The sequence below is a fragment of the Streptomyces hokutonensis genome (genome assembly GCF_042751305.1).
GTDB classification, from domain to species: Bacteria; Actinomycetota; Actinomycetes; order Streptomycetales; family Streptomycetaceae; genus Streptomyces; species Streptomyces hokutonensis_A.
This window is the reverse complement of the sequence record NZ_JBHYWD010000003.1, coordinates 550714-568156: the sequence shown is the minus strand read 5'-3', so window position 1 is coordinate 568156 and position 17443 is coordinate 550714. Positions and strand designations below refer to the sequence as shown.

Annotated in this window: 1 protein-coding gene (cut by a window edge); it reads left to right on the top strand. The window is 72.6% G+C overall.

All coding sequences use genetic code 11. From position 1 onward, the window contains the following. Positions 1-17443 carry the 3' portion of a hypothetical protein gene (locus tag ACFXC1_RS12280; RefSeq protein WP_381241867.1) on the top strand. The gene continues 12494 nt to the left of window position 1, outside the view, so 17443 of the gene's 29937 nt are visible here — the last part of the coding sequence; its start codon lies beyond the left edge, outside the window; the stop codon is at positions 17441-17443.

The following is a 17443-nucleotide window of genomic DNA, read 5'->3' as shown; positions in this document are numbered from 1 at the left end:
TCACACGGTCGACGTTCAGTTGACGCTTTCCGATGCGCGGGCCTCGTTGCGGCAGGGGCGCTTCGACCCGCGTGATCCGGACAAGCATGTCGAGCGGCGCGGGTTCGGCACGCGGGAGAACTTCTCCAGTCAGCCGTCGGGGACGTATCGCACGATCCAGGCGCCGTGGACCGGTACCTTCCCGATCACCGCGCCGACGCCGGTGCGAGCGGTGGACGGGTCGGTGACGCTGTCCGTCACGCACAACCAGGCCAGTGACGCGACGACCGTCACGCAGGCCGTCCAGACGACCTCCGCCCAGCGCTCCAACGAGCCCTCGGACCCAGTGGAGTTCACCACCCACTGGCGCGTGCGCGTCGACGCCCCCGCGGTCACCGCTGCGCCCACCGCGCCGACCGCGCCCGCCACCGCCCCGGCGACGGACGGATGGCGCGGGCCGGTGTCGCACGGGTCCACCACGATCTGGTTCCCCCGGCATCTCACCACCGCCGATCCGGCGCCGGGCTCGCTGCCCGCGCCCGCCGCGCCGACCGATCTCCCGCTCTACGGCGTCGACTCCGTGATCGACCCGAGGGCGCTGTACGAGCACGTCCACCAGACGTTCCACACCCACCTGGACGACACCGCCGCCGGCCAGGTCTCGGACTTCCTCTCCGAACAGGTGCTGCGCGGCACGCTGCCGATGCAGATCCACGGCGGGCTCTACTCGCCCGTGATCACCGACGCCGACGGCAACGCGGTCGGCATGCTGCACCTGGTCACCGAGCCCGGGACCAGCACTCCGCAGCGGCAGAGCACCGCGGGCCAGATCAACCTGGAGAGCCACCTGGTCAACACCGCGAAGGTGGACCTCTCCTCGAAGTACACCAGCGGGATCGGCGTCAGCGGCACCGCCGCCGTCGCGCTCACCGGTGACCACAGTCAGGGTCATCCGGACGCGTCGAGCGTGATCGCCGGCAGCCTCGGCCTGCGCGTGCAGGGGCAGGCGACCGTCACCAACACGTACAGCGCGAGCAGTTCGGCGGGCACGATGCACGCCATCCGCACCAACCAGAGCCATCTGCTCGCCCCCACCGCGGTCACCTACCGGGTCACCCTGATCCAGCCGGACGGCAACCGGCTGCAGGCGCCCGCGCTTCCCCGGCCGCACGGCATGGACCTACGGCTCCTGAGCGGGACGACCGCCGCCGGGCACACGCCGACCGCCGCCGAGACACGTGAACTCCCGGACTCCCTGGAGCGGTTGGACGGTATCGGGCTGAGCGCGGCGCCGCTCGACGTCACCGGTACGGACGGTCTCTTCGACGAGGCCGAGACGTGGCTGCGCCGCGAGGGCTTCCTGCCATCCGCTCACGGCGTGGTGCGCAGCCATGAGCCCGAGCACCAGATCCGGCTGCACGCCCAGCTCAACAACCTGCGCCGGCTGAAGGAGGCCCGTTCCCGCACCGGGCTGCGAGCTGCCACCGATGCGATGGTCGACGGCGGACACTCCCTGCACTTCGAGGTGCCCAACAGCACCGACACAGGCGTCCGCCGGGTCCGCCTGCTGCTCACCGCCGAACGGGACACCGGGCAGGCCAGCACCCATGACCTCGTTCTGCCGGGTATCCAGGTCATGGGTCTGGCGCAGATGGCGGGCAGCGACGCCGAGCAGCGCGGTGAGTCGTACAGCGGTGCGTTCGGGGCGTTGGGCAGTGTCGGCGGGCCGTTGCGCAGCTGGGGGTCCATCGCGTTCGGGGGCGACTACCAGTACGGCCGGCAGATCACGCACGGCGACACCGTGGGCGGCGCCACCGGCCACGACCAGTTCTTCATCGCCACCGGCCAGGACAGCCACGCGTTCGACGTGCCGGTGCGACTGGCCCTGGACCTGTACGCGGACGACGGGGTTGAGCCGAGCGAGCGGTTCGGGCGGAACCTGAACCAGGCCGCCGCACCGCCACCGGCCGCTGCCCCGGCCCCAACTGCCGCCGGTGCGCCGGCCGTTGCCCCCGCACCGCCCGTCCCACCCACGGTCACCGGCACGCTGCGGCTGGCGGTGCCGCACGGCCGTACCCACGCACCCGCGACAACCCCCGCGCCGCCCGTACGGGCCGACGGGGCGCCGCGTCCGGTCGACGCGGTCGACAGGGCACGGCTCGACGGGACCGATGCCACCGGCACCCCGCGCCCGGAGCTGGTGCGGATACCGGACGACGCGCTGATCGACACCGTGCGCGGCTCCGCGGCCATCGAGTCGGTCTTCCGGCGGGCCGCCCGGGAGATCCGCCACCAGGCCCAGCAGGCGACGCCCCCCACCCCGGCCACCGGCCCGATCCTCCCGGTCACCGCCCCCGGCACGGCACCCGCACCCGCAGTGCCGCAGCGCGCGAGCCTCTTCCCGCTCGCCGGGCACGGGCTGTTGGACAACACGACGCGGGCCGCCGAGACCCGGCACGCGGCGATCACGCCGGGCAGTCTCGTCGCGCACGGACACGCACTGTTCAAGAATTCCTACGTAGTTGAGGGCCTGAGCCTGCCGGGGACGATGGCGGACGGGCAGTACTCGCTGGAGATCCAGGCCGTGGCGCACCGGCCCCGGCTGCTGGACACGACCCGGCAGTACCTGGAGACCGGTGTCTCGGCCACCGACAGTGCCCAGCAGCTCAAGTCCCTCGGAAAGTCGCACCAGTTCGGCGGCACCGGATCGGCCACCCAGAACTCGACCACACCGGTGGAACACGGCGCCGCCAAGCAGAACAAGAACCAGCTCAGCGCGGCGGTACGGCTCAACAAGGTGTCCCGCACCGACACCTCCGACACGCTCTCCGCCAGCACGGGCGTCAACCGCACCCCCACCGAGAGCGGCGACCTGCACCGGGTGGTCGCCGACGTCACCTATGTGGTCACGGTCCGGGCCGGCTCCCGCACCCTGGGCAACGGGATCCTGGACGCGGGCACGATCGACCCCGTCATCTTCGCGGTGGACGTCCCCGACGGGCTCCAGTTCCTCATGACGCAGGGCCAACTCGACCGTGAGGCACGGTGGATGGGCTCGGTGACCGGTCTCACCCCGGCGCCCGTCCAGGGTCAGGCTCCGCTGCCGGCGTCGTACGTGCGCAACCGCGAACTGGGCCTCGGCGGTGTCCTCTCGGTCATCGAGTACGACCGGCCCGTCGCCGCCCCCATGCCCACGACCGGGCCCGCCGCCGGGCAGATCCCGCTGGGGCCGGTCAACCCGAGGGAGCGGCGCGGCCAGGTCGGGCGCCGACTGCGGGCCCTGGTGGAGACCGAGGCACCCGGAGTGTTCACCCCGGGGCACTCCGGCCACCAGGACGGTGTGCTCAGCCGGATCACCCAGCTCACCTCCACCGGCGGACTGCGCTCACTGCCCGGACGCGGCCCGGACGGCACCCCGCACCCGGCCACCACCCGTTTCCACTTCCGTCACCACGGTTACGGCGGTGAGCGGCTGGTCGAGGTCATGCTGCGGGCGAGGCCCCGGGCGGCCCAGAACCTGGCCGGTGTCCGAGGCACCTCCACCCCCGGTTCGGGTCTCGAACAGTGGCAGTCGCACACCGCCGCGGGCCGCAGTGCCATCCGCGCCGCGATCGAGCAGGCGCAGCTCCCGGCCACGCCGGGGGTCCGCTATCTCCGGCCGGACCAGGGTCCCGATCCCCTGACGACGGACCGTGCGGAGGTGGGGTTCACGCCGCAGTCGGCCAGCAGCATCTCGGCCCGGCGGGCCACCACGGCCGACAACCGGTTCTGGCTGCGTACGGACAACGGTGCCGACTTCGACGGTCTGGAGTACGACTACGAGCTGACGGTCCGTTCCGCGCTGGTCGTCGACTGGCCGCCGAACGTCATCGGCGGCCTCATCCAGAACGGCGTCATCGCGTGGTCCGACGCGGACGGCGACGTACGCCAGTGGATCGACAGGCTGCTGGCGGGCGGCAACGAGCGCACCGACACCGTCCCGGTCCGCCTGGCGCTGCGGTTCACCGGCACCGAGACCAACGTGCCCGTACCGACGGCCACGGTGACCGCCGCGTCCGCCGAGTCCGGTGTCGACCCGCGCAACTCGGTGCGGCCGGCCGGCCCCTATCTCACCGACGCGCAGATGTTCCATCCGGTGGGGCCGACCCCGGCGTTCCACTTCGACGGCTGGGCGCATCTGGAGACGGCGCTGAACAACGTCGCGCCGCGCCGCCTGGGCGGCTGGCACGCGCAGATCACCTCCGTGTCGGTGGAGGGACAGGCGGTCCGGCTGGGCCAGTTGATCCAGGCCGGGCGGGTCTCCCTCGACCGTCCCCGGCTGGTCGCCGACGTCACCAGCACCATGCCCGGCACCCAACCCTTCGAAGGGGCACCCGACCAGGCCCCGTCGATCGCGGTGACGCTGTACAATCCGCGCCGTTCCACCAACGCCGACGACGTCACGCTCGACCAGCTCCACAACACCACCGACACGGTGAGCACCGCCGCGGGCGCGGATCACTCCCTCGCGACCTCGCTCACGTACCGCCTGAGCGGTGAGGAGAACAATCGCCAGCTCGGTGGGGTCAATGTCCCGCTCGCGCAGCGGCAGACCCAGCCCTCGGCCTTCGGCGGCACCACCACCGGCAGTCGTCGCGACTGGCTGAAGTCCGGCAGCACCGCCGCACCCGCCAACGGGGCACGCGGGACGCGGAGTTACGTCGTCGACGTCGACGCACACCTGCTCGTCGAGGGACCTGAAGGCACCCGTCACGTCACCGGCACCGTCACCCTCCGCATCGAGGAGCGCGACCTCCTCGGCCACGGTCTGCTCACCCCGGCGGAGACCCCGCCGAACCTCCACGACCTGCCCGCGCTCGTCCCCGACTGGGCCACCGTAGAACCGCACACGCTGCCCGAGCGCCTCAACTCCGCGATCCCTCCGGGCAGTCACGGCGTGCAGGTCTGGGTGGCCCTCGGCGCCGACCCGCAGGGCACCCGGCTCGGCCAGGCGCTCTACGGGGCCTCGCGTGCGGCCGTGCTCGGCAACCGCCCGCTGGAGCTGATGACCCGTGACCCGCAGGGCATCCGTCGCTGGGAGTTCAATCCTGACGGTGCCCTCGTCACCGCCGACCCGGACCTGAGTACCGCGTGGAACGCCTTCGACACCCAGGCCGAACTCCTGTACACCGCCACGGACACGCTCGCCGACACCCCGCAGCTGCTGAACCTCAGCTTCGCTGCCCGCCGGGAGGCCAACCAGGCGTACACGGAAGCCGTGGAAACCCACGAGGAGGCGCAGCGCGTGGTCACGGACGCGACCACCGCCCATACCCGGGCGAGGAAGGCGGCCGCCGAGTCGGCCAGGGCCGCGCGCCAGGCGGAGGCACTGGTCGAGCGGCTGAAGCGCGACCTCGCGGAGGCCCGGCGGACCGCCACGACACTGCCGCCGGTCATCAAGCAGCACGAGCGGGACGAGACCAAGGGCCACCGTGATCTTCAGGCGGCCCTGGCCGCGCTGACTCAGGCCGAGAACGCCGCACGGGCCGCCGCCCAACAGGCCGCGACGAACGGACAGTCGAGCACCACTCCCGCCCCGGCCCCGGCCCCTGCCGTATCCGGTGCCCCGCGCTCCCACACCCCTGCGGCCGATGTCGCCGGCGACCCTCGGGTGCAGGCCGTGCTCCCGGCGATCACCGCCGCCGAGAACGCGATCCAGCGGGCCACCGCCGCGCTTACCGCGGCCCGGCCGGTGCTGGCACGGGCGGAGCACATCGTCGCGGTCGGCCCGGACCGCATCAGCGAGGAGGAGGACAACCACGAGGAGGCCGTGGCGAAGGAGCGGAAGGACGCGGAGGCCGAGGCTGTCGCGGCCCGCGACCTCCAGGTCGCCACGGAGAAGGAGACCGACGCCCGGCGCGAAGTGGCCGAGGCCGCAGACGAGGTCGCCGACCGCGACGGGGAGATCGCCGCCGTCGTCACCGCGCAACAGCGGGCCGCCGCCGACCAGATGGCGGCCACCGACGCGTTGGAGGACCTGGCCGGCGACGTCCAGGACAGCGCTCCGACCCCCGAACAGTCCCTGCGGACCACCTTCGCCACCACCCCGCCCCGCTGGCCCACCCCCGACGGCCCGGCCGCCCCCCTCCCGGCCGGCGGCCAGACCCACACCCCGCCCGCCGCCGCCACCGGCACCACCAACGCCGGGACCGGCACCACGGGGACGAACCCCACGACGACCACGACGACCACGACACCCGCGCCGAAGCCGAAGAAGAGCGGGCCGCCCAAGTCCGGTACGAGCAACGCCAAGACGGACAAGGGCAAGGACAGCAAGGGCAAGGACAGCAAGGGCAAGAAGCCTGCCACCGGCAACAGCACGGCCCTCGACAAGGGCAAGGCCAAGGTCAAGTCCCCGCTCGTCCAGTCGCCCCCGCCCCCCGGCACGAGCCCGGCCGCCGCACAATCTCCCTACGTGGCCCCCGCAGGCCGCGTCGTCGCGACCCCCGGCGACGGCTACTGCCTCCTCTACGCCGTCATCGGCAGCGCGCCGGACCTGGTCCGCACCCGCCTGCGGCAGGCCGACCCGGCCTTCCCCGCGGCCACCGCCGCCTGGCTCGCCCGGCCCGACGACGTACGGCACACCCTCAGGACACTCACGGCGCAGCCGCAGACCACCAACCGGGGAACAGGCCATCTGCGGGCCGCGCAGCGGGGGTTGCAGAACCTGGTCCGGGCCCGGCTGACAGCGGCACGCGACGGCAGCCGCCCGCTCCCGCCGCAGGTTCTCGGCCAGCTCCGGGGCGTCCTCGCCGGCGAGTTCGCGAGCCTGGTGGAGGACGCGACCGACGCCGCCGTCGCCAACCAACTGGCCGTGTACGGCATCCAGGGCGTCACCCGCACCGAGGACCTGGACCCGGTCGACCTCCAGACCCGCTACGCACAAGCCGTCACGACACCCAACGCACCGCCCCCACTGACCGGCAACCCACCGAGCAACCGGCGGATGTTCGCCTATCTGCGGTCGATGGGCGCGCTGCCGACGCCCGCCGCCATGACACCGGCCGGACGCCGGTGGCTGCTGACCGCCGGCTATCACCGGAGCACCGTCCCCCTCACCCAAGGCGAGGCGCGCCTGCTCGACAGCGCGGTGGACAACTGGTCGGACTCGTGGGCGGACCCGGTCGGCGACACCTTCCTGCCCCTCCTCGCCGACACCCTCGACGCCCCGGTCCACGTCTTCGAACCGGTGACCGACACAACCGCCGGCCCCCGTGGCATCGTGCTGCGCTACGGCCCGACGAACACCAACACCCCCGCGCTGGAGGTCCGTTACACGGGCCTGAACCACTACAGCGCGAGCGACGCGAACCCGGGCACCACCTCGGCGAACATCACCCCGTCGAACGCGCCCCGGGGTCCCGGGGACGCCAACAGCGTTCAGCCGGACGGCCGTTATCGTCCCGCGCCGACCCGCGACGCCGACGACGAGCGTCCCGCGTCTCGTGTCGCCGACCCGGCTCCGAAGGGCACCTGGCACGGTCTGCGTCCGCATGCCCGTCCCGCCGTTCACAGCACGGAGCGGTTCGATCCGCATGCGGAGCAGTCCAACTCGCCCCGCCCTGGGGTTCTCAGCGGTGCCACGACGCTCGTCCGCACCCAGGTCCGTCGTATCCAGGCGCCCAACGGGCAGTGGATCCGGGACTACACGCTCAACCTCCCGGTCACCGCCACCGACCCGGCGCTCACCACTCAGCTCAACGACCGCATCACGCGTCTCCTGGACACGCACCTCAACTCCGGTCTCGCGCTGCCCAGTTCGGGCGACCAGCTGCACATCAATCTCAACCTGATCGCCGACCCCGGTCACCCCGAGACGATCACTCTCACGGACACCGCGAACCCGGGCCGCGCCGATCAACTCCACCTGGACGCCGGGCATTCCGACGAGGACCTCCTCCACGAAGTCCTGCACTACCTCGGCCTCCCGGACGAACAACGCGACAACGACTTCCTGTTGCGCAACCACCAGAACAGCACCACCGTCCACACCACCGGCCTCATGGCCACCACCCGGACCCCCGTCCACATCCCGCACCGCTACCTGCGCACCATCGAGAACGTCACCGCGGCCGGCCCCCAACTCCACGACCACGCGGGCCAGAACACCACCGCCCCCGCGCTGGACCCCGACACCACCCCCATCCCCACGGACACCCCCCTCACCTGGCCCGCCTCCAACGCACCGACGGCACAGCCGCCCGCACGGGTCCAACTTCCGTCGAGTTACGTGAACTCGTACGGTGCCCTGCCCGACGGGACCGTCGGGCTGGTGTACGCGGAGCCGTTCTCCGACGAGGTGGTGCAGGGGCTGCACGGGCAGGTCTACGAGGCGCTCGGGTTGGATGCCGGCGACCCGCCCGAGTCGGTGCGCGAGCAGGTGCGGGACGCGCTGAGCCGGGAGAACCTCGCGCTCCAACTGCCGTATCTGCGCTCGAACGGCGGTCACCGCATCACCGTCCGGGTCGGAGGCCGTGATCGCACCGTCGACGTTCAGTTGACGCTTTCCGATGCGCGGGCCTCGTTGCGGCAGGGGCGCTTCGACCCGCGTGATCCGGACAAGCATGTCGAGCGGCGCGGGTTCGGCACGCGGGAGAACTTCTCCAGTCAGCCGTCGGGGACGTACCGGACGTTCCAGGTGCCGTGGACCGGGTCATGGCCGATCACGGCGCCCACCGCGGTGCGGGCGGTGGACGGATCGCTGACGGCCGCGATCACCCACAACCAGGCCAGTGACGCGACTACCGTCACCCAGGCCGTGCAGACCACGTCCTCCCAGCGCTCCAACGAGCCTTCCGATCCCGTGGAGTTCAGCACCCGGTGGCGCGTTCGTGTCGACGCGCCGGCCGTCACCGCGCCCACTGCCACGACCGCCCCGGCACCGGACGGCTGGGGCGCGGCGGAGTCCCACGGTCCGACCACGATCTGGTTCCCACGGCACCTCACCACCGCCGATCCGGTTCCGGGTTCGCTGCCCGCGCCCGCCGCGATGGCCGATCTCCCGCTCTACGGCGTCGACTCGGTGATCGACCCGAGGGCGCTGTACGAGCACGTCCACCAGACGTTCCACGCCGATCTGGACGACACCGCCGCCGGCCAGGTCTCGGACTTCCTCTCCGAACAGGTGCTGCGCGGCACGTTGCCCATGCAGGTGGACGGCGGGATCTACTCGCCGGTGATCACCGACGCCGACGGCAACGCGGTCGGCATGCTGCACCTGGTCACCACGCCGGCCGCCGGCACTCCGCTGCGGCAGAGCACCCCCGGCCAGATCAACCTCGAAAGCCACCTGGTCAACACCGCGAAGGTGGACCTCTCCTCGAAGTACACCAGCGGGATCGGCGTCAGCGGGAGTGGCGCCGCCGCTCTCACCGGTGACCACAGCCAGGGTCATCCGGACGCGTCGAGCATGATCGGCGGCAGCCTCGGTCTGCGCGGGCAGACCCAGGCGACCGTCACCAACACGTACAGCGCGAGCAGTTCGGCGGGCACGATGCACGCCATCCGCACCAACCGCGGCCATCTCCTCACCCCGTCCGGCGTCACCTACCAGGTCACCCTGATCCGGCCCGACGGCACCGAGACGCGGGCGCCGGCGCTCACCCGGCCGCACGGCATGGACCTACGGCTCCTGAGCAAGGCGGACGCCACCGGGCACACGCCGACGGCCGCCGAGACGCGTGAACTCCCGGACTCCCTGGAGCGGTTGGACGGTATCGGGCTGAGCGCGGCGCCGCTCGACGTCACCGGTACGGACGGTCTCTTCGACGAGGCCGAGACGTGGCTGCGCCACGAGGGATTCCTGCCGCCGGCCCCAACGGCCCCGGCTCCCAACGGAGTTGGCGCACGGCTGAAGCAGGCGGTGCGCAACCACGAGCCCGAGCACCAGATCCGGCTGCACGCCCAGCTCAACAACCTGCGCCGGCTGAGGGAGGCGCGCTCCCGTACGGGGCTGCGTGCCGCGACCGACGCGATGGTCGACGGCGGACACTCCCTGCACTTCGAGGTGCCCAACAGCACCGACACCGGTGTCCGCCGGGTCCGGCTGCTCCTCTCCGCCGACCGGGACACCGGGCAGGCCAGCACCCATCACCTGGTCCTGCCGGGCATCCAGGTCATGGGTCTGGCGCAGATGGCGGGCAGCGATGCCGAGCAGCGCGGTGAGTCGTACGGCGGCGCGCTCGGGCCGATGGCAAGTGTCAGTGGGCCGCTGGGGAGTTGGGGGTCCATCGGGTTCGGGGCCGACTATCAGTACGGCCACCAGGTCACCCACGGCGACACCGTGGGCGGCGCGACCTCGCACGACCAGTTCTACATCGGCACCGGCCAGGACAGCCACGCGTTCGACGTGCCGGTGCGACTGGCCCTGGACCTGTACGCGGACGACAGCGACCAGCCCAGCGAGCGGTTCGGGCGGAACGTGAACCAGGCCGCGGCCCCGGCCCCGGCCGTCGTACCGGCCCCAACCGTCCCCGGTGCGCCGCCCGTTGCCCCGCCGCCGCCCGTCGTTCCTTCGTCGACGGTCACCGGTTCGCTGCGGCTGGCGGTGCCGGACGGCCGTACCCACGCGCCCTCGGCGACCCCGGCACCGCCCGCCGTACGGGCCGACGGGGCGCCGCGTCGGCCCAACGCGGTCGACAGGGCACGGCTCGACGCGACCGATGCCACCGGCACCCCGCGCCCGGAGCTGGTGCGGATACCGGACGACGCGCTGATCGACACGGTGCGTGGCTCGGCGGCCGTCGAGTCCGCCTTCCAGCGGGCCGCCGCGGTCATCCGCAACCAGGCCCAGCAGGCGACGCCCCCGACCTCGGCCACCGGTCCGATCCTCCCGGTCACCGCCCCGGCGACCACCGGAACCGCCGCCGCCCCGCCCCCGCGCGGCGGCATCTCACCCCTCGCCGGACACGGGCTCACGGACAGCAGGACGCGTGCCACCGAGACCCGGCATGCCGCGATCACGCCGGGCAGTCTCGTCGCGCACGGACACGAACTGTTCAAGAATTCCTACGTAGTTGAGGGCCTGAGCCTTCCGGGAACCCTCGCGGACGGGCAGTACTCGCTGGAGATCCAGGCCGTGGCGCACCGGCCCCGGCTGCTGGACACGACCCGGCAGTACCTGGAGACCGGTGTGTCGGCCACCGACAGTGCCCAGCAGCTCAAGTCCCTCGGAAAGTCGCACCAGTTCGGCGGCAGCGGGGTGGTCACCCAGAACCCGCCCCCGCAGCCGGCCGGACAGGGCAACACCGGTCCGGAGTCGGACGGTTCGGTCTCCACCAGCCAGACCAGCGGCAAGTCGTACAAGGGACTCTTCAACCCCTCCGCACGGCTCGGCTATGTCGCCCGCACCGACACCTCCGACACGCTCTCCGCCAGCACGGGCGTCAACCGCACCCCCACCGAGAGCGGCACCCTGCACCGCGTGGTCGCCGACGTCACCTACCTCGTCACGGTCCGCGCGGGCTCCCGCACCCTGTTCAACGGCGTCGGCGAGCCCGGCACGATCGACCCCGTCATCTTCGCGGTGGACGTCCCCGACGGCCTCCAGTTCCTCATGACTCAGGGCCAACTCGCCCGCGACGCACGGTGGATGGGCTCGGTGCAGGGGCTCACCCCCGCGCCCGCCCCGGCCCTGACGGCGGCCCTCCCGGCGCCGTACACACGCAACCGCGAACTGGGCCTCGGCGGTGTCCTCTCGGTCATCGAGTACGACCGGCCCGTCGCCGCCCCCATGCCTACGACCGGGCCCGCCGCCGGGCAGATCCCGCTGGGGCCGGTCAACCCGAGGGAGCGGCGCGGGCAGATCGGGCGCGAGCTGCTGGCGCTGGTCGAGGCCGAGGCGCCCGGAGCGGTCACCCCCGGGCACTCCGGCTACCAGCAGGGTGTGCACAGCCGTATCGCCCAGCTCACCTCGTCCGCCGGGCTGCGCTCGCTGCCCGGGCGCGGTCCGGACGGTGCTCCGCGCCGGGCCACCACCCGTTTCCACTTCCGCCACCACGGTTACGGCGGTGAGCGACTCGTGGAGGTCACGCTCACGGCGCGGCCCCGGCGGACCCAGAACCTGGCCGGTGTCCGGGGTTCCTCGACGCCCGGTTCGGGTCTGGAACAGTGGCAGTCGCACACCTCGGCGGGCCGTACCACCACCCGCGCCTCCGTCCGGCAGAAGCAGCTCCCGGTCACGCTGACGACGCGCTATCTCCGCCCGAACCAGGGCCCGGACCCGGCCAAGACGGACCGCGCGGCGCCCGTGTTCACCCCGCAGGCGGCCACCAGCATCTCCGCCCGGCGGGCCACCACCGCCGACAACCGCTTCTGGCTGCGTACGGACAACGGTGCCGACTTCGACGGCCTCCAGTACGACTACGAGCTGTCCGTCCGCTCTGCGCTGGTCGTCGACTGGCCGCCGAACGTCATCGGCGGCCTCATCCAGAACGGCGTCATCGCGTGGTCCGAAGCGGACGGCGACGTACACCGGTGGATCAACGAACTTATGGCCCGGGGCACTCCGCGCACCAGCACCGTCCCGGTCCGGCTGACGCTGCGCTTCACCGGCACCGAGACCGTCCTGCCCGGTGCGGGCGGCCCGCCTCCGGTGAACGCTCCGTCCGTCGTCTCCGGCGCCGACCCGCGCAACACCGTGCTGCCGGCCGGCCCCGCCGCCGGGCCGTATCTCGCCGACGCGCAGATGTTCCACCCGGTGGGGCCGACCCCGGCGTTCCACTTCGACGGCTGGGCGCATCTGGAGACGGCGCTCAACGACGTCGCGCCGCGTGGCGGCCGTGGCTGGCATTCGCAGATCACGTCCGTGTCGGTGGAGGGACAGGCGGTCCGGCTGGGCCAGTTGATCCAGGCCGGGCGGGTCTCCCTCGACCGTCCCCGGCTGGCCGCCGACCTCACCCGCAAGATGCCCGGCACCACACCCTTCGAGGGAGCGCCGAGCCAGGCCCCGTCGATCGCGGTGACGCTGTACAACCCGCGCCGTTCCACCAACGCCGACGACGTCACGCTCGACCAGCTCCACAACACCACCGACACGGTGAGCACCGCGGCCGGTGCCGACCACTCCCTCGCGACCTCGTTCACGGAACTCCTCAGCGGCGACGACGACAACCACGAGATCGCCGGCATCAGCGTCCCGCTCGCCCAGCGGCAGACCCAGCCGTCCACTTTCGGTGGCACCACCACCGGCAGTCGTCGCGACTGGCTGAAGTCCGGCAGCACCGCCGCACCCGCCAACGGGGCGCGCGGGACGCGGAGTTACGTCGTCGACGTCGACGCACACCTGCTCGTCGAGGGACCTGGGGGCACCCGTCACGTCACCGGCACCGTGACCCTCCGGATCGAGGAGCGCGACCTCCTCGGCCACGGTCTGCTCACCCCGGCGGAGACCCCGCCGAACCTCCACGACCTGCCCGCGCTCGTCCCCGACTGGGCCACGGCCGAGCCGCACACGGTGCCCGAGCGCCTCAACTCCGCGATCCCTCCGGGCAGTCACGGCGTGCAGGTCTGGGTGGCCCTCGGCGCCGACCCGCAGGGCACCCGGCTCGGCCAGGCGCTCTACGGGGCCTCGCGTGCGGCCGTGCTCGGCAACCGCCCGCTGGAGCTGATGACCCGTGACCCGCAGGGCATCCGCCGCTGGGAGTTCAATCCTGACGGTGCCCTCGTCACCGCCGACCCGGACCTGAGCACCGCGTGGAACGCCTTCGACACCCAGGCCGAACTCCTGTACACCGCTACCGAAACCCTCGCCGACACCCCGCAGCTACTGAACCGCCTCACCGCCTCCCTCCAGCAGGCCAACCGGGCGCACACGGCCGCCGTAGAAGCCCACGGGAAGGCGCAGCTCGCGGTCAAGAACGCGACCGACGCCCACACGGACGCGAAGAAGGCGGCCGCTGACGCCGCCGAGGCCGCGCGCAAGGCCGGGGCGCTGGTCGCGCGGCTGAAGCGGGACTATGCGGAGGCTCAGAAGACCGTCACCACCCTGCCGTCGGTCATCGAGCGGCACGAGCGGGACGAGACCAAGGGCCGCCACGACCTTCAGACGGCCCTCGCTGCGCTGACGCGGGCCGAGAACACCGTGCGCGAAGAGCGCGCCGCCGCAGCAGGGGCCGCCGCCCAACAGGCCGCGAAGAACGGGGACTCGAGTACCACTCCCGCCCCGGCCCCGGTCCCTGCCGTATCCGGTGCCCCGCGCTCCCACACCCCCGCGGCCGATGTCGCCGACGACCCTCGGGTGCAGGCCGTGCTCCCGGCGATCACCGCCGCCGACAACGCGATCCAGCGGGCCACCGCCGCGCTTACCGCGGCCCGGCCGGTGCTGGAGCGGGCGGAGCACATCGTCGCGGTCGGCCCGGACCGCATCAGCGAGGAGGAGGACAACCACGAGGAGGCCGTGGCGAAGGAGCGGAAGGCCGCGGCAGCCGAGGTCGACGCGGCTGCCGACGTGCAGCTCGCCACGCGCGACGAGACCGTCGCCCGGGGCCGGGTGACCGCGGCCGAGACTGAAGTCGCCCGGCGCAAGGGGCTCGTCGCAGCCGCCGTCGCCGCGCAACTGCAGGCCGCCGCCGACCAGATGGCGGCCACCGACGCGTTGGAGGACCTGGCCGGCGACGTCCAGGACAGCGCCCCGACCCCCGAACAGTCCCTGCGGACCACCTTCGCCACCACCCCGCCCCGCTGGCCCACCCCCGACGGCCCCGCCGCCCCCCTCCCGGCCGGCGGCCAGACCCACACACCGGTGCCCGCGACCACCACCACGAATGCCGGAACCACGGGGACGACAGGGACGACCCCGACCGCGCCCACGCCGAAGCCGCAGCCGAAGCCGAAGAAGAGCGGGCCGCCCAAGTCCGGTACGAGCAACGCCAAGACGGACAAGACGGGGAAGGGCGACAAGACCGGCAAGGACAAGAAGCCGGCCGCCGACAAGACCACGAGCACCAGCACCGGCAAGACCACGGCCACGACCAAAGACACCGGCAAGAGCACGGGCGTCGACAAGAACAAGGGCAAGGCCACGACCCCGGCGGCCGCCACAACTCCCGCCGCCCCCCTGACCCCCTACGTCGACCCCACCGGCAACGCCGTCCAGACCCCCGGCGACGGCAACTGCCTCCTGTACGCCGTCATCGGCAGCGCACCCCACCTGGTCCGCACCCGCCTCCAGCAGGCCGCCGCCACCGGCACCACCCAGGCCCTCGCCCCCGCCATCGCCGCCTGGCTCGCCCGGCCCGACGACGTACAACGGGCCCTCCGGACGATGGCGCAGAACCCGCAGGCCGGCGACCGGGGATCCAATCAACTACGTGCCGCACGGCAGGAGTTGCAGAACCTGGTCCTGGCCCGGCTGGCGGCCGCACACAACGGCAGCCGCCCGCTCCCGCCGCAGGTGCTCGGCCAGCTCCGCGGCGTCCTCGTCACCCCCTTCACCGCGGCGGTCCAGAACATGCCCGCCGCCCAGATCGACAACGAACTGGTCCGCTACGGCATCCAGGGCGTGACCCACGCCGAGGACCTGGACCCGGTCGACCTCCAGACCCGCTATCTGCAAGCCGTCTCCATGCCGGGCGCACCGCCCCCACTGACCGGCGCCGCGCCGAGCAACCGCCGTATGTTCGCCTATCTGCGTGCGGTGAACGGACTGCCGACCCTCGCCACCATGACCACGGACGAGCGCCGGTCGTTGCTGATCGCCGGCTACCACCGCAGCACCGCCCCACTCAGCCAGGACGAGGCGAACATGCTCGGCAGCGCGGTGGGCAACTGGTCGGCCGCGTGGGCGAACCCGATCGGCGACACCTTCCTGCCCCTCCTCGCCGACACCCTCGACGCCCCGATCCACGTCTTCCAGCCGATGCCCGCCCCGCTCGCCGGCACCACCGCGACCGGCGGCCCCCGCGGCATCGTGCTGCGCTACGGCCCGACCACCAACACCCCCGCGCTGGAGGTCCACTACACGGGCCTGAACCACTACAGCGCCAGTGCCGCGAACCCGGGCACCACCTCGGCGAACATCACCCCGGCGCCGGCGCCCCGGGGTCCCGGGGACGCCAACAGCGTTCAGCCGGACGGCCGTTACCGTCCCGCGCCGACCCGCGACGCCGACGACGAGCGTCCCGCGTCTCGTGTCGCCGACCCGGCTCCGAAGGACACCTGGCACGGTCTGCGTCCGCATGCCCGTCCCGCCGTTCACAGCACGGAGCGGTTCGATCCGCATGCGGAGCAGTCCAACTCGCCCCGCCCTGGGGTTCTCAGCGGTGCCACGACGCTCGTCCGCACCCAGGTCCGTCGTATCCAGGCGCCCAACGGGCAGTGGATCCGGGACTACACGCTCAACCTCCCGGTCACCGCCACCGACCCGGCGCTCACCACTCAGCTCAACGACCGCATCACGCGTCTCCTGGACAGGCACCTCAACTCGGGTCTCGCGCTGCCCGGTTCGGGCGATCAGCTGCACATCAACCTGAACCTGATCGCCGACCCGGACCACCCCGAGACGATCACTCTCACGGACACCGCGAACCCGGCCCGCGCCGATCAACTCCACCTGGACGCCGGGCATTCCGACGAGGACCTCCTCCACGAAGTCCTGCACTACCTCGGCCTCCCGGACGAGCAACGCGACAACGACTTCCTGTTGCGCAACCACGCCAACAGCACCACCGTCCACACCACCGGCCTCATGGCCACCACCCGGACCCCCGTCCACATCCCGCACCGCTACCTGCGCACCATCGAGAACGTCACCGCGGCCGGCCCCCAACTCCACGACCACGCGGGCCAGGACGACACGACCCCGGCCCAGGACCCCGACACCACCCCCATCCCCACGGACACCCCCCTCACCTGGCCCGCCTCCAACGCACCGACGGCACAGCCCTCTTCGACATTCGTCCCCCGCTACCGCCCCGTCGTGTCGCGGGCGCAGCGCCCCGAGACGTTCGCCCGTTCACTGGCCCGGCTGCTCGCCGACTCCGGTACCGCCCCCGCGTGGACCCGGGACCGTGACCCGCACGGCGCGCTGCTCAGCTGGGTCCAGGCCGATGTGGCGGCCAATGGCGCACCCGACGACCCGAGGTTCCCGGCCCCGGACACAGAGGTGTCGACCGACGCGCTGGCCCACATCGGCGCCCTCACCGAGGAGTTGCGGGCCCAGGCGATCCTCCAGAACGGCATGGTGACCGTCGCGGAGGCCGGACTGGACGACTCCGCCCGCCTCGCCCTGGTGCTGGCCCGCCCCGACACTCCCTTCTACGTGGCCACCCTGGCGGTACTGGTCGTCCGGGACACCGGGCGCCCAGTCCAGGTGCTCAGTCCCGGCAGCCGCACCCAACGCTTCGGCCCGGCCGACGGCACCCCGCTGACCTTGTACTTCGACGGCAACCGGTTCTCGGTCAACCCGCCCGCCCCGGACGACGACTGA